27 protein-coding genes are annotated in these 26,274 nt (G+C 65.3%); 12 read left to right on the top strand and 15 right to left on the bottom strand.

Going from position 1 to position 26,274, the window contains the following annotated elements:
* Positions 1–86 precede the first annotated feature (86 nt).
* The gene (locus tag ACNS84_RS05320) at positions 87–689 is read left to right on the top strand and encodes a hypothetical protein (RefSeq protein WP_435073814.1); all 603 of its coding nucleotides are present in this window, start codon (positions 87–89) and stop codon (positions 687–689) included.
* Between the two features lie 45 nt (positions 690–734).
* Here the strand turns inward: ACNS84_RS05320 and ACNS84_RS05315 are convergent, their stop codons facing one another.
* The 4 genes from ACNS84_RS05315 to ACNS84_RS05300 form a co-directional block, all read right to left on the bottom strand.
* Positions 735–1,916, bottom strand: coding sequence for an aspartate kinase (locus ACNS84_RS05315; RefSeq protein ID WP_435073813.1), 1,182 nt, complete (start codon positions 1,914–1,916; stop codon positions 735–737).
* 233 nt (positions 1,917–2,149) lie between these two features.
* Entirely contained in the window at positions 2,150–2,917 is a 768-nt protein-coding gene (locus ACNS84_RS05310; protein ID WP_435073812.1) for a Zn-ribbon domain-containing protein, read from the bottom strand.
* Entirely contained in the window at positions 2,918–3,334 is a 417-nt protein-coding gene (locus tag ACNS84_RS05305; protein ID WP_435073811.1) for a DUF2073 domain-containing protein, read from the bottom strand.
* Entirely contained in the window at positions 3,334–3,975 is a 642-nt protein-coding gene (locus ACNS84_RS05300; RefSeq protein ID WP_435073810.1) for an Era-like GTP-binding protein, read from the bottom strand. Before ACNS84_RS05300 ends, ACNS84_RS05305 begins: the two co-directional genes overlap by 1 nt.
* A 1,287-nt stretch (positions 3,976–5,262) precedes the next feature.
* Between ACNS84_RS05300 and ACNS84_RS05295 the strand changes: the two genes are divergently transcribed.
* Positions 5,263–7,131 (top strand): Cdc6/Cdc18 family protein, encoded by a 1,869-nt coding sequence (locus ACNS84_RS05295; protein ID WP_435073809.1) that lies wholly within the window; start codon positions 5,263–5,265, stop codon positions 7,129–7,131.
* Between the two features lie 24 nt (positions 7,132–7,155).
* Here the strand turns inward: ACNS84_RS05295 and ACNS84_RS05290 are convergent, their stop codons facing one another.
* Positions 7,156–8,202, bottom strand: coding sequence for a S24/S26 family peptidase (locus tag ACNS84_RS05290; RefSeq protein WP_435073808.1), 1,047 nt, complete (start codon positions 8,200–8,202; stop codon positions 7,156–7,158).
* Positions 8,203–8,316: 114 nt separating this feature from the next.
* Between ACNS84_RS05290 and ACNS84_RS05285 the strand changes: the two genes are divergently transcribed.
* On the top strand, positions 8,317–9,972 hold the full coding sequence (locus tag ACNS84_RS05285; RefSeq protein ID WP_435073807.1) for a DNA-directed DNA polymerase II small subunit: 1,656 nt from the start codon (positions 8,317–8,319) through the stop codon (positions 9,970–9,972).
* Positions 9,973–10,064: 92 nt separating this feature from the next.
* On the opposite strand, the gene ACNS84_RS05280 is transcribed toward ACNS84_RS05285, so the two are convergent.
* From ACNS84_RS05280 to ACNS84_RS05265, 4 genes are all read right to left on the bottom strand, one after another.
* The gene (locus ACNS84_RS05280; protein ID WP_435073806.1) at positions 10,065–10,697 is read right to left on the bottom strand and encodes an IMPACT family protein; all 633 of its coding nucleotides are present in this window, start codon (positions 10,695–10,697) and stop codon (positions 10,065–10,067) included.
* Positions 10,694–11,185 (bottom strand): hypothetical protein, encoded by a 492-nt coding sequence (locus ACNS84_RS05275; protein WP_435073805.1) that lies wholly within the window; start codon positions 11,183–11,185, stop codon positions 10,694–10,696. The genes ACNS84_RS05280 and ACNS84_RS05275 overlap by 4 nt, the downstream gene beginning before the upstream one ends.
* 4 nt (positions 11,186–11,189) lie before the next feature.
* The gene (gene pspAB / locus ACNS84_RS05270) at positions 11,190–11,795 is read right to left on the bottom strand and encodes a PspA-associated protein PspAB (protein ID WP_435073804.1); all 606 of its coding nucleotides are present in this window, start codon (positions 11,793–11,795) and stop codon (positions 11,190–11,192) included.
* A 69-nt stretch (positions 11,796–11,864) separates the two neighbouring features.
* Positions 11,865–12,782 carry an MBL fold metallo-hydrolase gene (locus tag ACNS84_RS05265; protein WP_435073803.1) on the bottom strand — a complete coding sequence of 306 codons (918 nt, stop codon included), beginning with the start codon at positions 12,780–12,782 and terminating at the stop codon, positions 11,865–11,867.
* A gap of 97 nt (positions 12,783–12,879) precedes the next feature.
* Here ACNS84_RS05265 and ACNS84_RS05260 point away from each other — a divergent pair, with 97 nt between their 5' ends.
* Positions 12,880–13,830, top strand: coding sequence for an NAD(P)H-binding protein (locus ACNS84_RS05260; RefSeq protein WP_435073802.1), 951 nt, complete (start codon positions 12,880–12,882; stop codon positions 13,828–13,830).
* Positions 13,827–14,495, top strand: coding sequence for a DUF7530 family protein (locus tag ACNS84_RS05255; protein ID WP_435073801.1), 669 nt, complete (start codon positions 13,827–13,829; stop codon positions 14,493–14,495). Before ACNS84_RS05260 ends, ACNS84_RS05255 begins: the two co-directional genes overlap by 4 nt.
* Positions 14,496–14,644: 149 nt before the next feature.
* On the opposite strand, the gene ACNS84_RS05250 is transcribed toward ACNS84_RS05255, so the two are convergent.
* The gene (locus tag ACNS84_RS05250) at positions 14,645–14,812 is read right to left on the bottom strand and encodes a DUF5786 family protein (protein WP_435074705.1); all 168 of its coding nucleotides are present in this window, start codon (positions 14,810–14,812) and stop codon (positions 14,645–14,647) included.
* A gap of 192 nt (positions 14,813–15,004) precedes the next feature.
* Here ACNS84_RS05250 and ACNS84_RS05245 point away from each other — a divergent pair, with 192 nt between their 5' ends.
* A complete protein-coding gene (locus ACNS84_RS05245; RefSeq protein WP_435073800.1) occupies positions 15,005–16,051 on the top strand; it encodes a DUF5784 family protein in 1,047 nt (348 codons plus the stop codon).
* Positions 16,052–16,146: 95 nt separating this feature from the next.
* Here ACNS84_RS05245 and ACNS84_RS05240 read toward each other — a convergent pair whose 3' ends face one another.
* Complete coding sequence (locus tag ACNS84_RS05240; RefSeq protein WP_435073799.1) at positions 16,147–16,431, bottom strand: DUF5789 family protein; 285 nt, start codon at positions 16,429–16,431, stop codon at positions 16,147–16,149.
* 144 nt (positions 16,432–16,575) lie between these two features.
* Here ACNS84_RS05240 and ACNS84_RS05235 point away from each other — a divergent pair, with 144 nt between their 5' ends.
* From ACNS84_RS05235 to hemB, 3 genes are all read left to right on the top strand, one after another.
* A complete protein-coding gene (locus ACNS84_RS05235) occupies positions 16,576–17,385 on the top strand; it encodes a PHP domain-containing protein (protein WP_435073798.1) in 810 nt (269 codons plus the stop codon).
* 113 nt (positions 17,386–17,498) lie between these two features.
* Positions 17,499–17,663 (top strand): DUF6757 family protein, encoded by a 165-nt coding sequence (locus ACNS84_RS05230; protein ID WP_435073797.1) that lies wholly within the window; start codon positions 17,499–17,501, stop codon positions 17,661–17,663.
* Positions 17,664–17,795: 132 nt separating this feature from the next.
* The gene (gene hemB / locus ACNS84_RS05225; protein ID WP_435073796.1) at positions 17,796–18,776 is read left to right on the top strand and encodes a porphobilinogen synthase; all 981 of its coding nucleotides are present in this window, start codon (positions 17,796–17,798) and stop codon (positions 18,774–18,776) included.
* 9 nt (positions 18,777–18,785) lie between these two features.
* Here the strand turns inward: hemB and ACNS84_RS05220 are convergent, their stop codons facing one another.
* A complete protein-coding gene (locus ACNS84_RS05220; RefSeq protein WP_435073795.1) occupies positions 18,786–20,423 on the bottom strand; it encodes a rhodanese-like domain-containing protein in 1,638 nt (545 codons plus the stop codon).
* Between the two features lie 95 nt (positions 20,424–20,518).
* On the bottom strand, positions 20,519–20,758 hold the full coding sequence (locus ACNS84_RS05215; protein WP_435073794.1) for a ferredoxin: 240 nt from the start codon (positions 20,756–20,758) through the stop codon (positions 20,519–20,521).
* Between the two features lie 125 nt (positions 20,759–20,883).
* On the opposite strand from ACNS84_RS05215, the gene ACNS84_RS05210 reads away from it, so the two are divergent.
* Together ACNS84_RS05210 and ACNS84_RS05205 are read left to right on the top strand one after the other, a co-directional pair.
* Positions 20,884–21,138: a DUF7967 family protein gene (locus ACNS84_RS05210; RefSeq protein WP_435073793.1), complete on the top strand. Its 255-nt coding sequence runs from the start codon at positions 20,884–20,886 to the stop codon at positions 21,136–21,138.
* 97 nt (positions 21,139–21,235) lie between these two features.
* The gene (locus ACNS84_RS05205) at positions 21,236–23,905 is read left to right on the top strand and encodes a valine--tRNA ligase (protein WP_435073792.1); all 2,670 of its coding nucleotides are present in this window, start codon (positions 21,236–21,238) and stop codon (positions 23,903–23,905) included.
* 26 nt (positions 23,906–23,931) lie between these two features.
* On the opposite strand, the gene ACNS84_RS05200 is transcribed toward ACNS84_RS05205, so the two are convergent.
* Positions 23,932–24,987: a quinone-dependent dihydroorotate dehydrogenase gene (locus tag ACNS84_RS05200; protein ID WP_435073791.1), complete on the bottom strand. Its 1,056-nt coding sequence runs from the start codon at positions 24,985–24,987 to the stop codon at positions 23,932–23,934.
* A 138-nt stretch (positions 24,988–25,125) separates the two neighbouring features.
* Positions 25,126–25,329: an AbrB/MazE/SpoVT family DNA-binding domain-containing protein gene (locus ACNS84_RS05195; protein ID WP_435073790.1), complete on the bottom strand. Its 204-nt coding sequence runs from the start codon at positions 25,327–25,329 to the stop codon at positions 25,126–25,128.
* A 293-nt stretch (positions 25,330–25,622) separates the two neighbouring features.
* On the opposite strand from ACNS84_RS05195, the gene ACNS84_RS05190 reads away from it, so the two are divergent.
* On the top strand, positions 25,623–25,952 hold the full coding sequence (locus ACNS84_RS05190) for a non-histone chromosomal MC1 family protein (protein WP_435073789.1): 330 nt from the start codon (positions 25,623–25,625) through the stop codon (positions 25,950–25,952).
* The last annotated feature ends 322 nt before the right edge of the window (positions 25,953–26,274 follow it).

Below are 26,274 nucleotides of genomic sequence, written 5' to 3'. Positions count from 1 at the left end.
GGTTGTTTAAAACTATATTACTTCGAGCGAGCGGGAAGCGGTTCCGACGGCAGCGGATTTATACAGAGTCGTCGGTTAGCGGCGGTATGCGAATCCGCGACGCACTCGAATCCGACGCCGACGCGCTGGCGACGGCGACCGATCGGCCGCGAGAGGTCATGCGGAACATGATCCACGACCGGTCGGTTCGAGTCGCGGTCGAGGAGAGTGGCGGGGAGGGCGGTGAGGGAAGTGGCGACGGCGAGGGCGGTGAGGGAAGTGGCGACGGCGAGGGCGAAGATGACGACGGCGATGAAAGCGACGGCGAGAACGGGAATGACGACGGTGATGAAAGCGACGGCGAGGGCGAAGATGACGACGGCGATGAAAGCGACGGCGAGGGAGAAGATGACGACGGCGAGGAGACGGTACGGGGATTCGTCGCTTTCGACGTTCGCGCCGACACCGTTCACGTGACCGACTTCGACGGAAGCGGCCCGACGATCGAACGCCTGTTCGAGGAGCCGCGCCGCTTCGCGCGACGAGAGGAGATGGGCGTCGAGGTCGTCGTCCCGAACGACGAGGAGACCAGCGAGATTATCGAGGCGTCGGGATTCACGGCCGCGGGGAGCGGCCCGCGGTTCGAGGGACGACGAACCACCCGCTACCGGATCGAGTTCGACGAGTTGGACGGTCGGAACGAAGCGTAGTTCGAGAGCGAAGGCGAGGTCGAAATAGAAGACGGCAGTGGGTCGTCAGTCGAAGCGTCGTTGGACGATTTCGAGCGCCGCTTCCTTGTCGTCCCAGTCGACGAACACCGCGACCGACGTCGCGCTCGTGATGAGGTCGATGATGTTGATCCCGTCTTCGGCCAGCGGGGCGATTATTTCCTGAATGACGCCCGCCTGGTTGGGGAGTTCGCCGCCGGTGACGCGGATGACCGCGATCGGATCGGCGACGGTCACCGACGAGAGCGCCTCGTCGTCGACGACGGCCTCGTGCAGGAGCGCCTCGGCGGTCTCTGCCTTGTCGACGTCGACGTAGAACGTGACCGAGTCCATTCCGGAGGCGACCGCGTCGATGTTGATCTCTTCTTTGCGGAGAGCGTTCGCGAGCTGCGAGAGGATTCCTGAGCGGTTTCGGATCGCGCGTCCGGCGATGGTGAGACACGCGAGCGGCTCCTCGCGCATGTCGATCAGGCTCTCGAACTGCCCCTCGATTCGGGTCCCGCCCCTGAGGAGGTCGCCGTGTTGATAGTGGACGACGCGGACGTCGAGGTTCTCGTCCTTGTACGAGAGCGCGGAGGGCGCGACGACCTCGGCACCACGGAACGAGAGATTTCGCAGTTCATCGACGGTGATCTGGCCGACGTTTCGCGCTCCCTCGACGACGCGAGGATCGCCGGTCATGACGCCCTCGACGTCGGTGACGATCACGACCTCGTCGGCGTGCATGTAGTTTCCGAGCATCACCGCGGTGGTGTCGGAGCCGCCGCGACCGAGCGTCGTGACGTTGCCGTCGTGGTCTTCCGCGAGGAAGCCGGTGATGATCGGAACGACGCCGTCGAGTCGCTCCGCGATCGCTTCCGCGCGCTTCTTGGTCTCCTCGACGTCGACCTCGCCGAGTTCGTTCGTGATCACCGGCCAGTCGGGATGTCCGGGTTCGAGGAAGACAGCGTCGATGCCGCGAACCGAGAGCGCCGCTTTGAGCATCCTGACGCTGGTTCGCTCGCCCATCGAGACGATCTCGGCGCGATCGGCGTCGTCGGTCTCGAAGGTGATATCCTCCAGGAGATCGTCGGTCGTCGACCCCATCGCGCTCGCGACGACGGCGATCTCGTGGCCGGCCTCGACCGCGTTCGCGACCGAGTCGGCCGCGCGTTCGATCCGATCGCCGCTACCGAGGCTCGTTCCGCCGAATTTGGCGACTACGCGCATACGGACACCCCGTCGAATGAGTTCGAGCCGGTTTCGTCGCAGCCGTGTAGACGAGAGACGTCTCGACCCCCCGAATTGAAAACGCGATCAGCAGACATGAGCGCCCGTAACGGAGGAAGCCGCATAACTGTGTCCAATTCGACAAGGGTCGCCCGAACGGGCGGACGGGGGAGGGAGACCGACGGGACGAGAAGTCGGTTAGAAGCGGTGCGCGTGGGACGGTCTGTCGGCCGTTATTCGTCTTGGATGCCCCACGCGTCGGGCATCTCGATGATGTACCGTCCGTCTTCCTGCAGGGAGATGATGTACTCCTGCCGGTCGTACAGCTCCATCAGGTTGAGCTCGTACTTGCCCGGGCTCACGATCCGGATGCTCTCGAACTGCTCGTTGAGTTCGTCGCGGAGTTCGTTGATGTCGGGACGTGGGCCGTCAGGGGCGGCAGCGTCGTCGGCGTTGGGGTCGGAATCAGAGCTAACGGGTTGGCTCGCTCGGTCGAGTTCGTCCGGCGAAACGACGTCGGACCGAGCGCTCGCCTGCGCGACGTCTTCCTCGCTCCGTTCCCGGACGTGTTCCGTTCCGGTCGTCGGATCGGCCGCGTCGGCCGGTTCGGGCGGTTGATCGTCTGAAGCCGGTGTATCCCCGGAGTGCTCGTTTGCGGATGACTGCCTGTCGGCCGTTGGTGCCGGATCGGCGTCGGCGCTGGCATCTACCTGGCCAGTGGGCGTCGGCTGCTCGGTGGAGGTCGACTGCTCAGTGGACGTGGGCTGCTCAGTGGATGGTGGCTGCTCAGTGGACGTCGGTTGCTCAGTGGATGGTGGCTGCTCAGTGGACGTCGGTTGCTCAGTGGATGGTGGCTGCTCAGTGGACGTCGGCTGCTCGTCGGTTGTCGCGCCTGCGGGTTTAAATTGGAACTTGTTCCCACCGCAGTCCGGACAGCCGGAGAGCATCTCCTTCGAACCGTCGGGGAACGCCCGGCCACAGGTGGTACACTGGTGGGGCATCTATTTGCGGGAGACGAGCGTGCTGATGAGATTCTCGTCTTTGTGCAGCGTCTCGATCCGGTTGGCCGGGCCGATGACGGTGAGCTTCTGCGCAGAGTTCCGACCCATCAGTTTGTCGAGGAAGCTCTGGTTGCTCGTCTCCGCCTTGGGGTACGTCTCGATTTCGATTCCGGTGAAGTCGTCCGGGCTAATCTCGGTCATCGTCACCTCGATCAGCTTCGACTCCTCGTCGGGAGAGAGCCCCTCTTCGAGGATGACGATGTTCCCTTCGCGAACGCCGTCGAGGATGAGACGGATCTTCTCCATCCCGGTAAGCCCCTCCATCCGGGCGCCGCTTATCATGTCGATCCGGACGCCACCGTCGTCGGAGTCGTCGGAGGAGGCCCCGCCATCGACGTTGGGGGTCGGGCCAGGCATCAGCCGAAGTACTCCGCGATTTTCGTGTACACTTCGTCCATGTTCTCGCCTTCGAGCGCCGAGAGCGGAATCGTCTCGTGCTGCGGGAACGCGTTGGCGATCTGTTGGACGTCCGATCCGGGAAGGTCCGTTTTGTTCGCGAGGATCAGCGCCGGGAGGTCCTGCGACTCGATGATCCCGATAAGCATCGTGTTCACCTGGGTGAACGGGTCCGTGCTGGAGTCGAGAACGTAGATGACCCCGTCGACGTCCTCGCGGAGCCAGTGCATGGCCTCGGCGACGCCTTCCGTCGCTTCGCGGGAGCGACGCACTGCGTCCTCCTTCTCCATGTCGTGGTCGAGGAATTCCTTGTAGTCGACCTTCGTCGTCACGCCCGGCGTGTCGACGATGTCGATCGTGACTTTCCGTCCATTCCGCTCGATTTCGACGTTCTCTTTGCGTCGAGCGCGTCGAGTCTCGTGCGGGATGTGGCTCTCTGGCCCGACGGCGTCGCCCGTCCAGTCACGTGCGATCCGATTTGCGAGGGTCGTCTTCCCGGCGTTCGGCGGTCCGTAGATCCCAATTCGTTTGGGTTCGTCGGCCGCGAACAGCCCGTCAGTGACCCGTGATATGCTGTCTTTAAGATTCGTGAGCAGTCCCATCCTAGCCTCCAATTTCTCCCAAACGATCCGTGTTGTGTGCTACCGTCCGATCCGGCCGTGATCTTGGTTCGTTCGGGGGATTAACGTAGAATCCACACCCCTCTCACTTAAGAACTGCGTCAGACGAAGCGATCGGCCGAAATCCCCGGTCTACGGATTTGTATCGTCTGATGCCGTTTTCGTTTCGACGGTTCGAAATGAACGGTTGGGGGCTGATGCTTCGGTTGAAGCGTACGACCTCGACGATCCGGCCGTGTGGTTAGACGAGATCGCACTGACAAGAGGCGTCGAGAGATAGACGGTCGGTGTCGATTCACGAAAGCGTCCAGTGTCGATGTTGGTAACCGCCGTCACCCTAACCGCCACCATTCTCATATCCGCCAGCCTAACCGGTGTCGCCCCCCACCCCTTTGTTTCGAGTGGAGACGGTCAGTGGTGTCGGTGGGTGGGTCGGGGGATGCCCCGCTGGTTGTCGTCCCCTATTAATATCGTATTAAATCAGAGTTCAAACAAACAAAAACCAACCACAATCTATGTGAGGGCTTTGCCGAGGGTACTGTTATAGCACATTATATATAAAACCACTCGTTTCAATAGCCTCGTTCAGAATGCCCACCCACCCTCACAACGAGTTCCACCCGAAACAAAGGGGTGGGGGGGTCGGGGAACCGACCTCTCTATATCAGCTCTGTCTCACATCGGTCGCCTCAACTGTCCGGGTTCGTTCACCCTCAGAGATGGGTTACGAGTTTTCCACGAGATCAACGATACCGACCGTTCAGACGAAACGCCCCCATTTCACGTCGACAGGACTGTCGCATCTCTCCTCCGCCGTTCCCAAATATCGCTCGTGATCCGGGGGAGACGTACTCCGCATCGGCGCGCCCGCTTCGAAATCTCACGCGTCCCTCCTTCGAAACCTCCCAGCCGATCGACGGCAGAACACTACGACTGACGCCAGCATACGGCGACGACAACAGACCACCCGATTCGTTATGGAGCGTCGGCGTCCGCGCCCTCGGTATGGACGCGACCGTAAGAGACCGAGAGTCACGTCCGCCGACTGTCGACGTCCAGTAGAGACGAATCACTCGTCGCCGTGTTTTCGAACCGACGGTGTGTTTCGAGTCCGGAGAGCAACACTTTAGTACCGCCTCTTCATCTGGTTCGACTGCATCAACTGGACATCGGTACGCACGAATCGCGTCCGATGTCTACGTTTCAGGGCGGAACGCGGCGTAGCTCGCCGCAAACGGCAACATCTCCACCTGAAACAAAGGGGTTTACATGGACGAAACAGAGCACACATCGCAGGCGGGTGAATCAGGAGACAACGGCGGGGAAACCGACGATCCGCCCGTGACGGACGAGGGTCTCGATGATCCGCCACCGGATTCGTCGGACGGCGCAGTCGAAGCGGACGCCGGTGACTCCAGCGCCGCACCGAACGCCGACCGAGATGTCGCGAACATCGATCAAAACGACACCGATAGTCCGCACTCTGACGTGGAGCTCCCAACTGGGGGAGAGACTCCAACCGACGGACGACAGTCTCCCACCGACGGAGAGCGCGTCTCCGATGCGGAGACAACTGTTGACGATGAGAACACGGTCGATGAGGAGATAATTCCAGACGCGGAGGACACCGCAGACGAATCGGTCACTCCCGACTCGGAGGTCACCGCTGACGCCGACGTTAAGCTCGGAAGCGGCGGACGGGATCGCTCCTCTCCCGACGTCGACCTCGATGGCGTCGTCCTCGACGACGACGACAGTCAAGGACTGTTCGACGACCTGCTCTCCGGCGAACCCATATTCGAGAATAAGGAGGTACTCCGTCCATCGTACACCCCGCACGAGCTCCCGCACCGGAACGACCAGATCAACCGGATGGCGACGATCCTCGTCTCCGCACTCCGCGGCGAAACTCCCTCTAATATCCTCATCTACGGTAAGACGGGCACGGGAAAGACCGCGTCGGCGAAGTTCGTCTCACAGGAGCTCGAATCGACCTCCCAGAAGTACGACGTCCCCTGCGAGGTCGAGTACATCAACTGCGAAGTGACCGACACCCAGTACCGCGTCCTCGCCCAGCTCGCCAACACGTTCATCGAGAAGAACCAGCAGGTCATCGCGGACCGCCTCGACGAGTACCGAGCCCTCAGGTCCGACGCGGTCGACGACTCGGAAGTGCTCTCAAGCACCGAGTTCGCGACGCTCGAAGACCTTGACACGCGGATCGAGGAACTCGAAGACGACGCCGAGGAGATGGAAGAGGTCCCGATGACCGGGTGGCCGACCGATCGGGTTTACACGACGTTCTTCGAGGCGGTCGACTACCACGAGCGCGTGGTCGTGATCATGCTCGACGAAATCGACAAACTCGTCGAGAAGAGCGGCGACGACACCCTGTACAACCTCTCTCGAATGAACTCCGAGCTCACTCGGTCTCGGATCTCCATCATGGGGATCTCCAACGACCTGAAGTTCACCGACTTCCTCGACCCCCGCGTCAAGTCCAGCCTCGGGGAGGAGGAGATCGTCTTCCCCCCGTACGACGCGAACCAGCTCCGGGACATCCTCCAACACCGCGCCGACATCGCGTTCAAAGAGGAGGCGCTCACCGACGATGTGATTCCCCTCTGTGCGGCGTTCGCGGCCCAGGAGCACGGCGACGCCCGCCGCGCGCTCGACCTCCTCCGGACCGCAGGCGAGCTCGCCGAGCGCTCTCAGGCCGAGATCGTCGAGGAGAAACACGTTCGCCAGGCCCAGGACAAGATCGAACTCGACCGCGTCGTGGAGGTCGTCCGAACGCTCCCGACCCAAAGCAAGATCGTCCTCTTCGCTGTGATCCTCTTGGAGAAGAACGGCGTCCACAACATCAACACCGGCGAGGTGTTCAACATCTACAAGCGCCTTTGTGAGGAGATCGACGCGGACGTGCTCACGCAGCGCCGCGTCACCGACCTCATCAGCGAACTCGACATGCTCGGGATCGTCAACGCGGTCGTCGTCTCGAAGGGCCGCTACGGCCGCACGAAGGAGATGGGGCTGTCGGTGCCCGTCGAGGAAACCGAAGCGGTGTTGCTGTCCGACTCCCGTCTCGGCGATATCGAGAACGCGCAGCCGTTCGTTCAGGCCCGATTCGACAACTGAACCGCGTCGGTCAGCCTGCTGGCATCACGGCGCTACGCTCGCCAGCGATCCTCCACCTGAAACCGTCGGCCAACCGCTCGCGTCTGGTTCGTCCAGCTCGTCGGGTCCCTGCGTCTCGTCGTGTCCACCGCCCCTTTCGAGTCCGTCGACCGCGACGTGATCCGCCGCCACGGTCGTCCCGAGGACGTCGCCCAGTTCAGCCTGCCCGCTCGCTATCAGACGAACGTACCCGAGGTACGGAACGCGCACTCGCGCGACACCCGTAACCCATTCGGCCTTGACCGGAGCCGCGAGGCCGTTCGCCTGGTCGTACGCGCCGTTGTTGTCGCCGAGCGTGACGAACCCGCTATGCGGCGCCGGGCAGTTGCGAAGCTCGGCGCACCCCGCCGCGTTGTGGTACTCCTCGTCGGCGCGGTCGTACCAGTTCTCTCCCTCCTCGACGTGAAACATCGCCCGGTGGATGATCGGCGAGGCCGTCCGTCCGGGCGGTCGGTATATCACCACGGACCCGTACGACCCGAACGTCCGGTAGTCGGCGCGTCGGCCTTCCTCGTACGTCACCACGCCGACGTCGTTGGTCGCCGCGTCGGGCGCGAGCCGCCCCGGCTCTGTGACGAAGACGAGGTCGCCGACCTTCATGTTCGGCTCCATGCTTCCCGACTCGACGGCGACCATCGGCGGCCACACTCCGCTGATCCCGAACAGGAGCAGTCCGATCACCAGGACGATGGCGACGCTGGAGAGCATCTCCCGAATCCACATCAACGCGCCCTCCTTGTCGTGACGGAATCGATAGACCAAACTCTCCGTCTCTTCCGCGGACGGCTCAACTGCGGTCCGAATCGGTCGTTCGCCCCGGTTGTCATCCCCGTGGAACCGATCCTCCTCCGAGGTGCCGCTCGGATCAAGCGATTCGGATACATCGGGTCCGTTCGCCCCTGAGTCAGGTCCGTTCGCCTCTGAGTCAGGCCCGTTCGTCGCCGAGTCGACTCCGTCGACGTCGGACACGTCGGACACGTCGGCCCGCTCGGCCGGGTCGGTCTCGGGCCCCGGCCGATCCTCTTCGTCCATTACGTTCGGGTTGTCGGGTTTCGGTGATAAGCTTCCGGGTCACCGCCCGTCCGAACCCGTGACACGGCCGCGGTCTCCGGAACCGTTTTGGGTCGACCCCCCCTCTCATCTGTCGTGCCGCTGGAGTCGAACGCCCGGATCGCGAAGGAGCTCGCACGTCGGGGATACAACGCGGAGCGGGAGGCCGTCACCCTGTTAGCGAGCGCCGCCGACTCCACAGCAGTCCTCGACGCGGCCGTCGAACGCGCGCCGGACGACGCCCTCCGCATCACGGCCGACCACGTCCGCGCAGCAGTCGACGCCGGCGACGGTGGCTCCCGGTCCGCGGCCCGATCCGGAGGGGGCTCCGAAGGCGTGTCCCGATCCGAAGGCGCCGTCGACCCCACACCTGTATCGACCCCCGAATCGAGGGGAGAGGCGGGGGAATCTCCAGTCGAAACGGAGGGGTCTGCTGGTCACCCTGTCGGCGGCTCGACCGGTGAGCCGGCAGATCGCGTCCCCGCCGATGACGGGACCGACGCCGCCGATGACGAACCGGCCGACACCCCCGACCGCGACCCGAATCACCGGTCGTTGGAGGTCGGCAACGACATGACCGGACGGAGCACCGGGACCGGCGAGTACGCCGACTTCGTCCGGACGTTCCGCGATCGGTACGAGCGACTCTCGAAAATCCTCCGCGGTCGCGTCAACCACCGTCCGGCGGAGGCGATCGCGAACATGCCCGGCGGCAGCGACGCCGCGATGATCGGACTCGTCAACGACGTCCGATCGACCAAGTCCGGCCACTGGCTCATCGAACTGGAGGACACCACCGGCACCTTCCCCGCGCTGGTGATGAAAGACAAGGGGCTCGCCGACGTCGTCGACGAGATCCTGATGGACGAGTGCGTCGCCGTCGAAGGGACGCTCGCTGACGACTCCGGCATCCTGTTCGCCGATTCGCTTCACTTCCCGGACGTCCCCCGGACGCATCAGCCCGGCGCGGCGGACCGCCACGTGCAGGCTGCGCTGATATCCGACGTTCACGTCGGCAGTGACGAGTTCATGGCCGACGCCTGGCACAGCTTCACCGACTGGCTCCACTCGCCCGAGGCCGAGCCGGTCGAGTACCTCCTGCTCGCCGGCGACATGGTGGAGGGCGTCGGCGTCTACCCCAACCAGGACGAGGAGTTGGACATCGTCGACATCTACGACCAGTACGAGTCGTTCTCGGAGCATCTCAAGGAGGTGCCGGCCGACACCGAGATCGTGATGATCCCCGGGAACCACGACGCGGTTCGGCTCGCGGAGCCGCAGCCCGGGTTCAACGACGAGATTCGCGACATCATGGACGTCCACGACGCGCAGATCGTTTCGAACCCCGCCACGGTCAGCGTCGAGGGGGTCGACGTGCTGATGTACCACGGCGTCTCGCTCGACGAGGTGATCGCGGAGCTCCCGGAGGAAAAGGCGAGCTACGACGAACCGCATAAGGCGATGTACCAGCTCTTAAAAAAGCGACACGTCGCGCCGCAGTTCGGTGGGCACACGCGCGTCGCGCCGGAGGAGCGCGACTACCTCGTCATCGAGAACGTCCCCGACGTGTTCCACACTGGCCACGTCCACAAGCTCGGGTGGGGGAAGTACCACAACGTGCTCGCGGTCAACTCCGGCTGTTGGCAGGCGCAGACCGACTTCCAGAAGTCGGTTAACATCAACCCCGACTCGGGCTACGCGCCCATCCTCGACCTCGACACGCTGCAGATGACCGTGCGGAAGTTCGCGTAGCCCACCTCGGTCCCTCAAGCGACACTCGACCGCGCCCGTACAGGCCTCGACCGTTCTCCGATAGACCGCGCCCGACGAGCCGCCGATCGGTCTCAGTCGATCTCGACCCGACCGCTCGTCGCGCTGTTGAGCCGCTCGACCAGTTCGTCGATGTCGGCCGTCGGAACGCGGAGTTCGAACCGCACGCGTTCGTCGTAGTCGGCGTCGAACGAGACGCCCGATGACTCGATCACGCCTCGAACGGTGCCCGAGTCGTCGTACACCGTCTCGACCACCAGTCGTCGGTGGGGACGTTCCTCGACCACACCTGCCGCATCGACACCGTCCTTCACCGCACGCGAATACGCGCGTGCGAGGCCGCCGACGCCGAGGTTCGTCCCGCCGTAGTAGCGAGTCACCACCGCGACGACGTTCCGGATCTCGCGCTGTTGGAGGACGTTGAGCGCCGGCTTTCCGGCCGACCCGGAGGGCTCACCGTCGTCGTCCGCGTACTCTCGAATCATCGTACCGGTCCCGGGGGTTCGCTCGGACGCCTCCCCGGCCGGCACCCGGTACGCCGGCACGTTGTGCGTCGCGTCAGCGTATTCGTCCCTGACGCGCTCGACGAACGCTTCCGCCTCCGCGACCGTATCGACCGGGGCGACGTGCCCGAGGAACTCCGATCCCCGGACCTCGAACGTCGCCGTCGCGGGCCCCGCGACCGTCAGATACGTCTCGTCGGTCACGGCTCCGACCCCTCGCCCGCGGGATCGCCGCTCTCTCCACGATCCCCCTCGTCGGCGGCGTGCTCTCGACGTTCGAGCACGACGCTCGTCGGCGGCGCGAGTCGGTAGAGCGCGAGGAACGCGACGACACCGACGACCTCGGCGCCCTTCGCGACGATAGCCAGCGGATCCGCCGCGAGCGCCGACCCGACTGCGGCGCCGTGCCAGCCGACGTAGCCGATGAGGAACGCGGCGAGAGTTCCCGCGCCGAGCGCGTACAGCCGCCGGTACTCCGGCGCGCGCAGCGTTGCGACCGCCACGGCGACGGTGAACGCGCCGCCGAGCACGAACACGGCGGGTCGCGGATCGCCTCCGGTACCCAGCCGCGGCCACGCCCAGAGCAGGTGCACGGCGGCGCTCACCGCCGCGGCCTGCGCCGCTATCATTCGACCCGCGCGCTTCGTCGCCGCGTTGCGGCCGCCGTGCCCGTCGGCGTTCGACGCGCTCATCTGGTCATTCCCACGGGCGGTTTCCGGGCGCGTCCGGCCACAGCGGGTACCAGTACGCCTCGTCGTCTTCGAGGCCGAGCTCCCCGTCGAGAACGGACTGAAGCTTGAACTCGACCTGTTGATTTCGACTGTTCGTCCCCTTCGGCGAGAAGGGGTAGTACGCGCCGCGCCGGAACGAGTAGATCCAGTAGACGTCGGTGTCCCCGCGCTCGAAGCCGAAGACGGCGGCGAGCAGCCGGGAGCCGAACCCCTCCTCGATAAACTGGTCGGCCGCGAAGTGGACGCTCGTCACGAGGTCTTCCGGGTCGTCGTCCTCGAGCACGAACCACTGGTAGCCGTGGTCGTCCTCGTGGCGGTGGAACCCCGTACCGGTCTCTATCTCGCCGGCCTCGAGAATGGCCTCGACGGTCTCGACGGCGTCGTCGAAGCGGGTGCTGTCAACTCCGGAGAAACACAGCGCGGCCTCCCCGCAGTGGTCGTATCCGAGGTCGGCCTCCATCGTCACGTACGCGGTCGACATTCCGAAGAGATCCTCGGGGTCGGCCTCTCGGGTCGCGTCGGTCTCGGCGCTCGTGCCGAAGACGGCGCGGATCGTGTCGAAGATACCCATTGATATCTCGAACCTAGGCGACGCGGGGTTTAGGAGGTTTGCGTCGGAGTCGGCGACGACCCTTCGGCGTCACTCCTCGTGCTTCGCGACGTAATCGAGGTACGCGAGGACGCCCCGGACGTTCAGGCTCGCGTTGGCGCGGGCGCGTTCGGGGTTCCAGAACTCCATGTGCCGGCTCGCCGCCTCGAAATGCTCGACGACCAAGTCGTCGTCGCCGAGTTCTTCGCGCTTCTCTCGGATCGCCTCCACCCACTCCACGTACGCGCGCTTGATCTCGCCCGCCAGTTCTGGCTCGTACTCGCGGGGTCCGAAGTGACCGAAGCAGATGGTGTCGGGGTCGATGTCCTCGATCGTGCGGACGTCGGCGAGACACTGGTCGAGGTCGAACTGCGGCGGCGGGCTCGTCGGCTCGATACCGTCGACCGAGGGGACGTAGATTCCCGCCGCGTCGGCCGAAAAGACGACATCGGCTTCCGGATCGTGATAGATCGCGTGGTGTGGCGCGTGACCGGGCGCCTCGTACACGACCAGCTCGCGGTCGCCGAGGTCGATCCGGTCGCCCTCCGTCAGTCCGGAGATGCGGTCCTCGGGGACCGGTTCGGGATCGCCGTAGTACTCCCACTGCTCTTCGACCGCCGACTTGGTGCCGGCGACGAGCGCTTCCGGATCGACGAGGTGTCGCACGCCCTTCTCGGGCACCACGACCTCCGCGTTCGGGTAGCGCTTCGCGAGATGGCCCGCCCCGCCCGCGTGGTCGAGGTGGGCGTGGGTCGGGAGGATCCACGCCAACTCCTCGCGTCCGATCCCGATCTCCTCGATCGTCTCGAACAGCGCTTCCCGGTTCGCGCCCGTTCCCGTATCGATCACGATCGGGCGCTCGGCGTCGTACACGTACACGGACCCGTACTCATCGGTGTCGAACATGCCGGTGTCGTGGACGTACAGGTCCGGCACTCCCCGGATCGGCTCGAACTCGCCTGCGTGCATGCCAGAACGAGCGCAGCGCGGGCTCTTTTAACGATCGGTCGCGGCGACGGGACCGACCGTGACGGGTGCTTATGGTCGTTCCACACGAGGGATCGGTATGCGCGTACTCGTCACCGGTGCCACGGGATTCGTCGGGAACCGACTCGTTCCGACGCTCCTCGACCGCGGCCACGAGGTCGTCGCGCTGGTCCGCGACGCCGACGGCTACGCTCCGCCCGACGGCGTCCACGTCGTCGAGGGCGACCTCCTCGATCCGGAGACGCTTCCGCCTGCGTTCGCGATCGACGGCGAACCGGTCGACGCTGCCTACTACCTCGTCCACTCGATGGACGGCGGTCCCGGCTACGAGGAGCGGGACCGCAACTGCGCGACCAACTTCATCGAGGCCGCGTCGGACGCCGGCGTCGACCGAGTGATCTATCTCGGGGGGCTCGGCGAGGATCGTGAGGCGCTCTCCGAACACCTCCGCTCCCGCCGCGAGGTCGAGCGGATACTCTCGACCGGCGATCCGGCGCTGACCACGCTCCGGGCGGCGATCATCATCGGCGCCGGAAGCGCGAGCTTCGAGGTCATCCACGGGCTCGCGAGTCGACTTCCGGTGATGACGACGCCGAAGTGGGTGGACACACTCTGTCAGCCCATCGCGATCGACGACGTCGTGGGGTACCTCGCCGGGGTCCTCGACGTCCCCGAGACGCGCGACGACACCTTCGAGATCGGCGGACCGAACGTGTTGACGTACGCGGAGATCCTCCGCCGGACGCGCCGCCAACTGGGCCACAAGCTGTGGATCATCCGCGTGCCGGTGTTGAGTCCCGAACTGTCGGCGAAGTGGCTCCGACTCGTCACCGACGTCAACCCCTATCTGGCCCGGTCGCTCGTCGAGGGGCTCCGGAACACCGTGATCGTCGAGGACGACCGGATCCGCGACCTCGTCCCGATCGAACAGACGCCGTTCGAAGTCGCCGTCGCGAAGGCGATCGACCGCCCCCGACGCGGCGCTTCAACCGACGAGCCCCCCGATATCGATCTGGGGGCCGAGCAGTGAGTCGAACCTACGGCGAAACGTGGGTGTACGAGAGTCTCGTCGGCGGCATTCCTGGACTGGGAATCTCCCGCACGCTCGCGGTCGCGATCCAGTTCGTACTGTTTGAGGTCGGCGTGGTCCTCCTCGGCTGGTACTACGGGCTGTGGGACGCGGTCGTCGCGGGAACGGTCGCCGTCCTCGTCGCGGCGATCGGGAGCGTCGAAATGCATCGGCTCGGTGCGGGGAACCGTCGCCTCTCGACGCCTCCAGAACACAAGCGGCTGCTGTTCGGGTCGAGCATCGAAATCGTTCTCGGCGTGCTCGCGTTCATCGCGCTGCTCACGTACATGATCGCGTGGGACGGGACGCTGATCGAGCGCCTGTTCGGCACCGATCCGCCGATCCCGGTGGTGTATCTCACCCTCCTGATCCTCTGGGATCTCACCTACCGGATCGGTACGTCGTGGTGGAGCGCGGTTGTCGCGCTCTGGCGGGCGGTGAACGTCGACCTCAGTCCCACCGACACGTCCCGCGTCAGGCGGCTCGACGCGGAGAACATCGCGTTCTCGGCGCTTCAGTTGGTTCTCGTTCCGTTCTTGATCGAGGAACCCGTCCTGCTCGGGGCCGTCGTCGGTCACGTCCTCGCGGTCGCGCTCGTCTGTTCGGCCGCGATCGCGTTGACCTGAGTCCGAAACCCGTCCGCGCTCTCTTCGCGCTCGTCGTTCTTTCGGCACGTCGGGAAGGCGTCACTCCCGCGTGCGCTCCGCTCAGACACGTGGATCACCGTCGACAACGAAACCGTCGAATCTTCAGAAAAGCGACCCGCGCCGCTCTCTCACTTGCCCTGTAGCTCCTGGAACTTGTCGAGGAGTGCCTCCGCAGAGTCACCGGAGTCGTACGTGAGCGATCCGCAGTACTCCGGCCGCTCGGCGTCGAAGTCGGCGTCTACTTCGCTGGTTTTCTTCTCACGACGCTCGTGTTCGGCTTCATCATAGGCACCCATTGACATGGCACATGTTCACTTGGGTACTGGGATGTGATATAAGTGTCGGTGAATCATCCGTTTTTCGAAACTAATTCCCGTCTCTCGGGTCGCGGTCGACCGCGGCTCGCCCCCCGTGGCCGGCGGCCCACGGTCCGGGGTCCGAGTCCGAGTCACCGGAACCAATTAGACCCGGGGTCCGGTAGCATCGCCGTGGCACAACCGCTCCGATTCAGGCGGGCTCCCGGTCGGTGGAGCGCCGACCGCGTCCGCTCGCAGCTCGAACGGCCGCTCGACGACAACCTCGGAGCGACCGCGAGCGATCCGTGGTTCAGTCCGCCGCCGGGGTACGACGCCCGGCGGTTCGACATGGACGACGGCTCGTTCGCCCTGTTCTGTTGGACGGACGACGATGCCGACCCACCGTCGGGCGCGGGTAGCGGACCGGTCGGGTACTGGATCGGCAACACGGAGACGCCGAGCCAACTGTGGCGCACGGACAAGTACGGGTTCGACGAGGTTCCCTACCCGGTCTCCCGGTGGGTTCAGCGGGAGTTACTCGCGGGTCTCCACGACGACGAGCCCTGGCTCGCGGCGTACCCGCACGTCTCGTGGTACTTCCTGCCCGTGTTCTGCTCGAAGGACGGCGCGGAGACGACCCGAGCCTTCTTCCGAGACCACGCGGCCGGGTTCCCGGAGGCGACGCGCGAGGAGGGGACCGGGTTCGTCGAGGAGACGCTCCGGTCGGGGACGCTCGACGACTACCGCGAGACGATGGCGGGCAAACTCGGCACCTCGGCGGTGCTCGACCTCGTGCGAATGAGTGCGGCGATTGCCGAATTCACCGCAGCGCGGATCCTCACCGAATCCGGCTACGAGGTGACCCCGGAGATCGAGGTGACGACCGGACACTCGCTCGACTTCCGCGCGACCGACCCGGACACCGGGCACGCATCGCTCGTCGAGGTCACGCGCCCGCAGCCCGCATCGAATCGGTCTGCAAACGGGCCCGTCGCGGCGGTCCGTGACACCGCGGAGACGAAGACGAGCGGTCAGTTAGAGGCGCACGGGGGCGGCGTCACCCTCCTCGTCGACTGCACCTCGTTCCCCGCGGACGACTGGGCGGCGGTCTGCGACGCCAAACCCGACGTCCGGCACCGCCCGGCGGTCGTCATGCGAGCGCGACCCGACGGGCACGTGGAGGGGTATCGAAAGGGGTCGGTTCCGATCGACCTCTCGCCGGTGATCGACTGGGTGTAGGCCGGCGCGACCGTCGTCCGCGCCACCGGTACGCGAGACCCGTCGCCGTTGCTGGCGAGACGGGGGGTACTGCGAAAAATCGGCAGCGGTGTCGTTCAGAACGAGACCGGCGAGGGTCCGTCCTCGGCGGCGCTCATCGGGTCGCGGTCCGAGTAGAACCGCCGACCGACTCCTCGGTGACAGACGCCCGCGCGGAGCGTGGTGAACACGTCTTCCGCGTTGTCGAACGTCTGGTTCCCGAACCGCTCCAGCACATCGCCGAGACGCTCGGATCCCTCCGCGAGTTCTACGGTCGCGTTACCGTGGGCCGCGATCAGTTCTTCCGAGGTCGTCGGATATTGGTGCCGTTCGAGTCGGTCGTCGACGCCATTCAAGCGCATCAACAGATAGAAATCGCTGATGGTTCTTAATGATTGTCCATGCACAACCTTAGTTCGGCGTATCTAATTATATTTCCTTATATTGGTGCGTGTTCACGAGCCTCGATCGGCGCCGATTAGTACGGCGGTCGCCGAGTCGAACTCATGGACACGGACCGTCTCGTCGCCGACCTCCACGCGCACACGACCGTTTCCGACGGCACCATGACGGCCGCCGAACTCGCCGCGACCGCCGCCGACGCGGGACTCGACTGGGTCGCCGTCACGGACCACGACCGGGTCCACCCCGACCTCGACGCGCCCGTCGTCGAACGTGAGGGCGTTCGCGTCGTGCGGGGGATCGAACTACGCGTCGACGCGGGCTTCGAACGGCTCGATCTGCTCGGCTACGCGGTCGAGCACACCGCCGCGCTCGACGCCGAGATCGACCGACTTCAGGCGAACAGGCAGCGACGCGGCGCGGAGATCCTCGACGCGGTCGAGGAGCGTCTCGGCGTCGACCTCGACCTCGAACCCCGTCCCGGCCTCGGACGGCCGCACATCGCCCGCGCCATCGAGGCGTCGGACGCGCCATACGACTACGCGGGCGCCTTCGAGGAACTGATCGGGAACGACGGACCCTGCTACGTCGCCCGCGACGTGACCGGTCTGGACCGGGGCGTCGAACTTCTCGCGGACGCGTGCGCGTTCGTCGGCCTCGCGCACCCGTTCCGGTACGACGATGTCGACGCCGCGCTCGACGTCGCCCGCGAGTTGGACGCGGTCGAGCGGTTTTACCCGTACGGCCGCCCGGTCGACGACGCTCGCGTCGAGCGGGTCGCCGCCGAAAGCGATCTCCTCCTGACCGGCGGGAGCGACGCCCACGAGCGAACCCTCGCCGAAGCGGGGTTAACCGCGGCGGCTTTCGACCCCGTCCGTAAGCGATTACCGGAGCCGCCTGTCGGCGCCGACTGAGCGACCACACCAGCCGGTCGCCCGGGCGTCGAATCGACGGCCGATCCTCCTCCTCGACCGATCCTCCCCGATCGACAAACAACATTAAGCACGGTGCCCACAGAGTAGCGAGTATGCGGTGTCACTACTGCGAACGAGAGGCCACGTACGAGGCCGAGCAGAGCGGTGTGGTCGTCGGCCTCTGTGAGGAGCACTTCAAGCAACGCGTCGAGGAGCTCGCGGAGTCCGATGAGCTCTCGTCGCTCCGCGATCGGATCGACGTCGAATCCCCTGAGTAGCTCGCTCGAATTTCGCGTTCGAATCTCCGTTTCTCACCCCTGCTCTCCCCGAGTCTCGTCACTTTGTGCCCCCTCTCGACCCGGTTCGCCGCGGACGGATCATAAAAGACCGCCCGGAGCCAACGCCCTCGCATGCACCCCACCGACCGGCCGCGACGACTCCGGACCGACGGCGTCCGCCCGCTCGTCAGTGAGACCTCGCTGTCGGCCTCGGACCTCGTCGCGCCCGTCTTCGTCGACGCCACGACGGACGAGCGCGTCCCGATCGAGACGATGCCGGGCCACGAGCGCGTCCCCGTGAACGAGGCCGTCGACCGGGTCGAGGAGATCCGCGAGACCGGAGTCGAGGCGGTGATCATCTTTGGGATCCCCGAGTCGAAGGATCCCGAAGGCAGTCGCGCGTACGCCGAGGACGGCGTCGTTCAGCGCGCGGTCCGACGGATCGCGGCCGAGACAGACGCGTACGTGATCGGCGACGTCTGCCTCTGCGAGTACACCGACCACGGCCACTGCGGCGTGATCGAGGACGACGCCGAGACGGACCCGACGCTCACGGTGAAGAACGATGAGACGCTCGCTCTCCTCGCGGCGACGGCCGTCTCGCAGGCCGACGCGGGCGCGGACATGGTCGCGCCCTCCGCGATGACGGACGGGCAGGTGCGAGCGATCCGCGAGGCGCTCGACGAGGCCGGACACGACGAGGTGGCGATCATGAGCTACGCCGCCAAGTACGAGTCGGCGTTCTACGGCCCCTTCCGCGACGCGGCCGACGGCGCGCCCGCGTTCGGCGACCGCCGCCATTATCAGATGGACCCGGCGAACCGCCGCGAGGCGCTCCGCGAGGCCCGTATCGACGCCGAGGAGGGCGCGGACGTGCTAATGGTGAAACCCGGCCTTCCCTATCTCGACATCGTCGCCGACCTCCGGCGGGAGTTCGATCACCCGGTCGCCGCGTACAACGTCTCCGGCGAGTACGCGATGCTGCATGCGGCCGCTGAGAAGGGATGGCTCGACCTGGAGGCGACTGCCCACGAGTCGCTGCTTTCGATCAAGCGCGCGGGCGCGGACCTGATAGTCACCTACTTCGCCGAAGATCTGGCCGACCGGCTATAGGCAGTCGAGTCATTCGACGAGGTTCTCTTCCCACTCCAGATATCGCTTCATCGCTCGTGTTCCCTGTGCGTACGGCTTCCGTACCGCCTCGCGTGGCTCGATCACCGTGCGTCCGTCTCCCGTCTCGACGTCGCGCTTGGAGTCTCGCCACGCCGCAACTCCTCCCTCGAGAACGAGGATCGTCACGTCGGCTGAGACCGGCGAAACGTCTTCGTGAGCGTCCCCCCGCTGCCCCTCGATCGAATCCCGGCAGTGTTCGAGTTGTGCCGCCGCGAGCGCGGACACCTCGCCCGACTCGCACGCCAGTACCACCGTCCCGTTGTCCTCCTGTTCGGCGGCGATTGCGGACTCGATCTCGGAGCGGGGTGCCCACGCCGCGCCGGGGACGTGACCGTCCGCGAACGAGTCCCGTGCGCCGATGTCGAGAACCGTCGGTCGATCGACATCAAGCAGGTCGGCGAGTTCGTCCGGGGAAACGGTCGTAACCGTCGCTGCGACCCGGGCGGTCCCGAGCGGTTCAATCGTCTCGGGTCCCTCGACGAGGTCGGAGCCAGCGTCCTCCCAGGCGCGCGTCCCGCCGCGAAGCACGTGGACGTTCGGATATCCCATCTCGGCGAGCCAGTACGCGGTTATCGACGACCGGACGTGCGTCTCCGAAACGAGGACGATCGCCGCGTCACGGACGGCGATGTGTTGGCCGGCGGTCTGGATGAGCTGTCCACCGGCGACGGAGCGCGCCCCGGGGACGTGTCCCGTCTCGAACTCCGGTTCGGTCCGTACGTCGAAGAGATACGTCGTTTGCCCGTCGTCGGTCTCGGCGCGGAAGGCCGCCAGTTCGGTTGGAGAGAGGTACGACGCGTTCGACCCCTGCAGGAGTTCCTCGACGGAGGACCGGAGGCGACGATATCGGTCAGAGTCGATGTCGACGCGATCAGGTTGACCGGGACCCGCCTCCAGTTCGTGGCCCGCAAGCTCCCACCCCATCGTCCCGTTTTCCAGCTCGTACACCTTCTCGATTCCGAGCGCTTGGAGGGTCGCAGCACCGATGATGCTCCGTGTTCGACCGGCACAGTGGACGACCAGCGGTTCGTCGTCCCGGAGCTCGTCGGCGTACAGCGCGAGGTCGACGCCTTCGACGTTGATCGACCCGGGGATCGTCCCATACCGCTCGTATTCGGGGGGGTTGCGAACGTCGACGACGGTGACCGCCGCCCGTCGCTCGGCGACCTCGTTGGGTTCCATCTTCGGGAGGTCTCGTGACGCCTCGACCCGTTCGCCGAACTCCTTGCTCTCGTAGCCGAACGCTGTCGCATGGACGCCATCGACCGCTTCCACGAGGTCCAGCCCGGCGTTCCGCCACGCCGCTATCCCGCCGTCTAGATAGTCGACGCGGTCGTAGCCGAGCGACTCGATCCAGTGTGCGTCGAGCGCTGCGCGCTCACCGTGCTCGTCACAGAGGACGATCGGTGTCGAGCGATTCGGGACTAGCGCCGGAAGCCGGCGTTCGAGGTCGCTTCGCGGGACCCACGTGCTCTCCATGACGTTCCCGTTGACGTAGTCGAGCGACTGCCGGATGTCAAGTATCGCGACCGGATCGCTGGAGTCGATCGCGTCACGTACCGCCGAAGGTAAGAGTGGAGCTCCCATCGTATGTCTCTTCCACAGGCTCTATCACTATTTATAATAGCGCGGGGGTATTCGCGCGCTACGCGAGAATCGACTGAACTATCCGTCGAAACGGCCTACACGACCTGTTCACCGTCCTTATACACCTCGATGGCGTCGACGGGACAGACCCGCGCCGCGAACTTCGCGTCGAACTCCTCGCCGTCGGGCACCTCGACCACGAACTTCCCGTCCGACTCCTCCTCGCTCCCTCGCAGGTCGGCCTTCCCGGCGTTCATGTTCTTCTCGAAGGCGTCCCACTCGGCGACGCACTGGTACATCCCGACGCAGGTGTCGCGGTCGAACTTCACGTACATACCACCTCGTTCGGTGACGCGGTACAAAGCGATGACGACGAAGCGACGGCCCGGTCGACGACGGGTTCTGACGGATGTCCGTCCCGACCGTCCTTTTTAAGCATCGGAGCGTACGAGACTCCGACATGACCACGGTCTGGCTCGTTGACCGGCAGTTCGACTCGAAGGGACTCGTCCGACTCACCTACGCCACCGAGGACGGCGTGCGGATGCACACGAAGGAGTTGGCCGAACAGCGACTCGTCACCGGCGACGGGATCACCGCCGCTCGCGACGTCGATGAGAACGCGCTCGGCGAGAGCCCGGACGATGAGGTCGAGCGGTTCGCGTCGGAGGCGTCGCGGATGGCGGCCGAGCACGACCCAGACGACGTGGTGTAAGGGACGCCGACCGGCTCGCCGACCCCGACGACACACCCCCTGGCGCGCCCCCACAACCGAGGCCGTTAAGGGGGAACCGCGGGAAGGGGAGCCTGAAATGCCCAGTGGTGAGTACGACCCCGAGACCGTCGAGCCGCGGTGGCAGCGGCGATGGGTCGACGAGGAGACGTACGCCTATCCCGACGACGACCCGGTCGACCCGAACACCGTCTTCTCCATCGACACCCCGCCGCCGACGGTATCCGGGAGCCTCCACATGGGTCACCTGTACGGATTCACCCTTCAGGACTTCGTCGCTCGCTTCGAGCGCATGAACGGCGGAGAGACGTTCTTCCCGTTCGGCTACGACGACAACGGCATCGCCTCCGAGCGGCTCACCGAGGACGAACTCGACATCCGTCATCAGGAGTTCGAGCGTCGCGAGTTCCAGGCGAAGTGCCGGGAGGTCTGCGCGCAGTACGAGGAGCAGTTCACGGAGAACGTCCAGTCGCTCGGCGTCTCCGTCGATTGGGATCACACCTACCAGACGATCGAGCCGCGGGTCCAGCGCGTCTCGCAGCTCTCGTTTATCGACCTGTACGAGCAGGGCCGCGAGTACCGCGAGAAGGCCCCCGCTATCTGGTGTCCCGAGTGCGAGACGGCCATCTCGCAGGTCGAGACGGAGGACGACGAGCAGGGGAGTCACTTCAACGACATCGCCTTCGACGTCGTCGGAGAGGCTCCCCCCGCCGAGGAGTTCGTCATCTCCACGACGCGGCCGGAGCTCCTCCCCGCGTGCGTCGCCGTCTTCGTCCACCCCGACGACGAGGAGAACCAGGACCTCGTCGGCGAGTCCGCCGAGGTCCCGCTGTTCGGCCACGAGGTGCCGATCATCGCCGACGAGCGCGTCGACATGGAGACGGGCTCCGGCATCGTGATGTGCTGTACGTTCGGCGACCAGAACGACATCGAGTGGTACCAGGTCCACGACTTGGACCTTCGCGTCGCCATCGACGAGTCCGGACACATGACGGAAGTCGCCGAGAAGTACGAGGGGCTGCACTCGTCTGCGGCCGGCGAGTCCATTGTCGACGACCTCGACGAGGCGGGCGCGCTGTTGGACCGCCGCGAGATTACGCACACGGTCAACGTCCACGAGCGCTGCGGGACGAGCGTCGAGTTCCTCGTCACCGAGCAGTGGTACATAGAGATGCTCGACAAGACCGACGAGTACCTCGACATCGGCCGGGAGATGGAGTGGTCTCCCGAGAAGATGTTCACTCGGTACGAGCACTGGGTCGAGGGGCTGCAGTGGGACTGGCTCATCTCCCGCCAGCGCTCCTCAGGAATCCCGTTCCCGGTGTGGTACTGCGAGGGCTGCGGCGAGGTCATAGTCGCCGAGAAGGCAGACCTTCCCGTCGACCCCCTCTCGGACGACCCGCCGGTCGACGCGTGCCCCGCGTGCGGGCACGACGAGTTTGAGCCCGAGAACGACGTGCTCGACACGTGGGCCACGTCCAGCCTGACGCCGCTGATCAACGCCGGCTGGGACTGGGACGAGGCGGCCGGCGAGTTCACCATGGAGCACCCGGAGCTGTACCGGTTCGACCTCCGACCGCAGGGCCACGACATCATCAGCTTCTGGCTGTTCCACACGCTGGTGAAGTGCTACGAACACACCGGCGAGGTCCCGTTCGAGGAGACGATGATCAACGGGCACGTCCTCGACGAGAACCGGCAGAAGATGTCGAAGTCGGTCGGCAACGTCGTCGAGCCCGAGACGGTGTTGGCCGAGTTCCCGGTCGACGCCACGCGATACTGGGCCGCCGGCACCGCCGTCGGCGACGACTTCCCGTTCAAGGAGAAGGACCTCCGCGCGGGCGAGAAGCTGATCCGTAAGCTGTGGAACGCCTCCAAGCTCGTCGAGTCGCTCGCTCCGGAGCCGTATCCCGACGCGCCCGCCGACGGGGAGCTGCGCGAACTCGACCGCTGGCTGCTCGCCGAGCTCGACGACCAGGTCGAGCGGGTCACCGAGCTGTTCGAGGACCGCGCGTTCTCGAAGGCCCGCGACGAGCTCCGGAGCTTCTTCTGGAACACGTTCTGTGACGACTACCTCGAGATCGCCAAGCAGCGCGAGGACGACGCTGCGGCGTACACGCTCCGCACCGCGCACCGTCGGTTCCTCATGCTGTTCGCACCGCTGCTCGCGCACGTGACGGAAGAGCTCTGGCACGATATGTACGCGGAGGGGGCGGCCGACCCCGACGCGGTCGACGCCCCGGTCTCCGACGGCGCCTCCGACTCGATCCACCTCGCCGACTGGCCCACCCCGCTCGGACTGGACGCGGACCACGAGGCCGGCGCCGCCGCCACCGCTGTCGTCGGCGTCCTTCGGAAGTACAAGAGCGAGAACCAGCTTCCGCTCAACGCCGCGGTCGACGCCGTCGAGGTGTACGCCGACGTCCGCGGCTTCGAGGACGACATCACGGGCGTGATGCACGTCGACGACCTCACCGTCCACCCCGACGCCGACGCTCCCGTCGAGACGGTGGTCACGGGGATCGACCTCGACTACGCGACGGTCGGCCCGAAGTACGGGAATCAGGTCGGCGACATCGAGGCCGCAATCGCCCAATCGGAGTACGAGATCGACGGCGACGAACTCCACGTCGCCGGCGTCACGCTCGCCAGCGACGAGTTCGCGGTCGAAGAAGAGCGACAGTACCGCGGCGACGGCGAGCTGTTAGAGGCCGACGACGTCGTCGTCATCGTTCGCAGCGAGGCGTAGGCCCGATACGCCCGGCGACGGGCCGCTCACAGGTCCGCGCCGACTGCCTCGGTGATCGAGTCGAACCCATCGCGGTCGAGCAGTTCTAAGAGTCCCTCGTTGATATCGCGAGCGAGGCTCGGCCCCTCGTACACGAGACCCGTATACAGTTGAACGAGCGAGGCCCCCGCGCGTATCTTCTCGTAGGCGCCCGCCGCGTCGGTGATTCCGCCCACGCCAATTACGGGCACGTCGGTGCGCTCGGCGACGAACCTGACCCGACCAGTGGCGAGCTCCTCGATCGGTTTTCCGGAGAGTCCGCCTCGCTCCGCGCGGTTCGGGCTCTTCAGCGACTCCGGGCGGGAAGTCGTCGTATTGGTCGCGATGACGCCGTCGAGACCGAGGTCGTCGACGACGCCGAGCGCGTCCTCCACCGCTGGCTCCGGGAGGTCCGGCGAGAGTTTCACGAGGAGCGGGCTCGCGCCGGCGTCGGCGAGTCCACCGAGAATCTCCTCTAACGCCTCTCGGTTCTGTAGTTCGCGAAGGCCGGGAGTGTTGGGGCTCGACACGTTGACGACGAAGTAGTCGCCCGCGTCCGCGACGCGCTCGTAGGTGTACAGGTAGTCGTCCGGCGCGTCCGCGAGCGGCGTCGACTTCGACTTCCCGATGTTGATCCCGACGGGCACGTCGGGCAGCGGCTCGCGGTCGAGCCGAGCGCCGACGGCGTCCGCGCCCTCGTTGTTGAACCCCATGCGGTTGATCAGCGCCTCGTCCTCGCGGAGCCGGAACAGTCGCGGTCGCGGGTTCCCCGGCTGTCGCTCGGCCGTCACGCCGCCGACCTCGACGTGTCCGAATCCGAGCGACGCGAGCGCGCGCGGCACCTCCGCGTTCTTGTCGAACCCCGCAGCCACGCCGACCGGGTTCGGGAACGCGTTTTCGAACGCCTCGACGCGAAGTCGCGGGTCGTCGACGACGTATCGGTCGCTCAACGCGCTGGTGACTGCGGTCCCCTGTACGGCTCGCAACAGCCGGTGTGTCATCTCGTGTGCCGTCTCCGCCGGCAGGCCGAACAGCGCCGGTTTCAACAGATCGTACGCACTCATTGTTTCGGAATCGTCACGACCGGGCATCAATCCGCCGACCGACGGGTCGCGTCTCTCGCTCTGTCCGTCGGCTCCGGGTTCGCCGTGTACGCGGAGAGCTCGCGACGAATAGACACGGATCGAAAACCGAGCGACGCCTCAGAAATCGTGTTCGAGCTGCTCGGGGTCGGAGTCCGCCTTCTGGATGATTATCTTCCCGTCTCGGACCCGGACGAACACTTCGTCCCCGATCTCCATGCCGGCGACGGCGAGTTCGTCCTCGTGGAGGTTCACGTGGACGTTGTGGTACTGCCCGTCGTCGTCCTTGGCGCCACTGGGACTGAGCTTCTTTTTACGGACCATCGCGGTTGTACTGGTCGCATTTCGCCATAGCAGACACATAAGTGTTGTTTACCCACCCCGAAGCCTCCTCGACGCTTTGTGGGTCTGACCGAGCGTCGTCTCAGGCCGATTCTCTCGGACCCGCTTTGCGTGATTCGCGACCGTCCCGCCGAGGTCACGGGCAACGAACGTGGATTTTCGGCCCGAAACCGATAGCCTCCGAAGGGTTGTATATAAATGTTTTCCACCTCCAGCTTTCATTTCCCCGATATATTTATTACACACTGTGTGCTGGATTCTCATGGAGTATAATCATGGTACGTGAAGACGGTAAGCGAAACTTCGCCCTTCGAGAGGAAGACGGATCGGAACCGAGTGAGTTCTCCGGAAACATGCCGCGACAAGCGGCACTCAAAGCCGCTCGAACCCTCGAGCCAGCTCCCTCCGAAGAGGAGGCCGAACGAACGACGCTTCGGCTCCGCGAGAAGGGGACGAAGAAGGTTCACGAGTACGAAGGGTGGGCGTGGAAGGACAGCGCCCCGGAAGTCGACGAGGCGGACGACGACTTCTGGCTCAATGATCTCGACGATATCACGAAGGCCAACGTCTCGAAGCAGGGAATTGAATACATCGACGAGGAGTAGTCGCCGTATTCGTTCGGTTTTTTGTTATTCGCTCCCGTAGGTGTGGGTTCGTTCACAGTTCCCCGTCATGAAACCGCATGACGCGGCGCCGATAGTTCGACGGGGTTAAATACAACCCGGGCATCGTGACTAATGCGAAGAACGCATCCGCGAACTCGGGCCGTTCAACTCGGCCCGGTTTCGCTGGACTTGGAACGCTTCGATGGGTTTATACCCGTTCGAAGGGTACAATCAAGTCCGCGAAGATGAGGATTTCGCCCCCTGCGCTCCGGCGTAAGAGGAAATCTGATGTGAGCCGTGGTCGTTCGGTGTCATCCAGGTC

This window comes from Halorubrum wangae (assembly GCF_051194135.1).
Lineage (GTDB): Archaea > Halobacteriota > Halobacteria > Halobacteriales > Haloferacaceae > Halorubrum.
This window is presented reverse-complemented; position numbering and strand designations above follow the sequence as displayed.

Coding starts and splice junctions, on each gene's coding strand:
- ACNS84_RS05320 (WP_435073814.1), top strand. CDS start 87: ATGCGAATCCGCGACGCACTCGAATCCGACGCCGACGCGCTGGCGACG.
- ACNS84_RS05315 (WP_435073813.1), bottom strand. CDS start 1,916: ATGCGCGTAGTCGCCAAATTCGGCGGAACGAGCCTCGGTAGCGGCGAT.
- ACNS84_RS05310 (WP_435073812.1), bottom strand. CDS start 2,917: ATGCCCCACCAGTGTACCACCTGTGGCCGGGCGTTCCCCGACGGTTCG.
- ACNS84_RS05305 (WP_435073811.1), bottom strand. CDS start 3,334: ATGCCTGGCCCGACCCCCAACGTCGATGGCGGGGCCTCCTCCGACGAC.
- ACNS84_RS05300 (WP_435073810.1), bottom strand. CDS start 3,975: ATGGGACTGCTCACGAATCTTAAAGACAGCATATCACGGGTCACTGAC.
- ACNS84_RS05295 (WP_435073809.1), top strand. CDS start 5,263: ATGGACGAAACAGAGCACACATCGCAGGCGGGTGAATCAGGAGACAAC.
- ACNS84_RS05290 (WP_435073808.1), bottom strand. CDS start 8,202: ATGGACGAAGAGGATCGGCCGGGGCCCGAGACCGACCCGGCCGAGCGG.
- ACNS84_RS05275 (WP_435073805.1), bottom strand. CDS start 11,185: ATGAGCGCGTCGAACGCCGACGGGCACGGCGGCCGCAACGCGGCGACG.
- pspAB (WP_435073804.1), bottom strand. CDS start 11,795: ATGGGTATCTTCGACACGATCCGCGCCGTCTTCGGCACGAGCGCCGAG.
- ACNS84_RS05265 (WP_435073803.1), bottom strand. CDS start 12,782: ATGCACGCAGGCGAGTTCGAGCCGATCCGGGGAGTGCCGGACCTGTAC.
- ACNS84_RS05260 (WP_435073802.1), top strand. CDS start 12,880: ATGCGCGTACTCGTCACCGGTGCCACGGGATTCGTCGGGAACCGACTC.
- ACNS84_RS05250 (WP_435074705.1), bottom strand. CDS start 14,812: ATGGGTGCCTATGATGAAGCCGAACACGAGCGTCGTGAGAAGAAAACC.
- ACNS84_RS05240 (WP_435073799.1), bottom strand. CDS start 16,431: ATGCGCTTGAATGGCGTCGACGACCGACTCGAACGGCACCAATATCCG.
- ACNS84_RS05235 (WP_435073798.1), top strand. CDS start 16,576: ATGGACACGGACCGTCTCGTCGCCGACCTCCACGCGCACACGACCGTT.
- ACNS84_RS05230 (WP_435073797.1), top strand. CDS start 17,499: ATGCGGTGTCACTACTGCGAACGAGAGGCCACGTACGAGGCCGAGCAG.
- hemB (WP_435073796.1), top strand. CDS start 17,796: ATGCACCCCACCGACCGGCCGCGACGACTCCGGACCGACGGCGTCCGC.
- ACNS84_RS05220 (WP_435073795.1), bottom strand. CDS start 20,423: ATGGGAGCTCCACTCTTACCTTCGGCGGTACGTGACGCGATCGACTCC.
- ACNS84_RS05215 (WP_435073794.1), bottom strand. CDS start 20,758: ATGTACGTGAAGTTCGACCGCGACACCTGCGTCGGGATGTACCAGTGC.
- ACNS84_RS05210 (WP_435073793.1), top strand. CDS start 20,884: ATGACCACGGTCTGGCTCGTTGACCGGCAGTTCGACTCGAAGGGACTC.
- ACNS84_RS05205 (WP_435073792.1), top strand. CDS start 21,236: ATGCCCAGTGGTGAGTACGACCCCGAGACCGTCGAGCCGCGGTGGCAG.
- ACNS84_RS05200 (WP_435073791.1), bottom strand. CDS start 24,987: ATGAGTGCGTACGATCTGTTGAAACCGGCGCTGTTCGGCCTGCCGGCG.
- ACNS84_RS05195 (WP_435073790.1), bottom strand. CDS start 25,329: ATGGTCCGTAAAAAGAAGCTCAGTCCCAGTGGCGCCAAGGACGACGAC.
- ACNS84_RS05190 (WP_435073789.1), top strand. CDS start 25,623: ATGGTACGTGAAGACGGTAAGCGAAACTTCGCCCTTCGAGAGGAAGAC.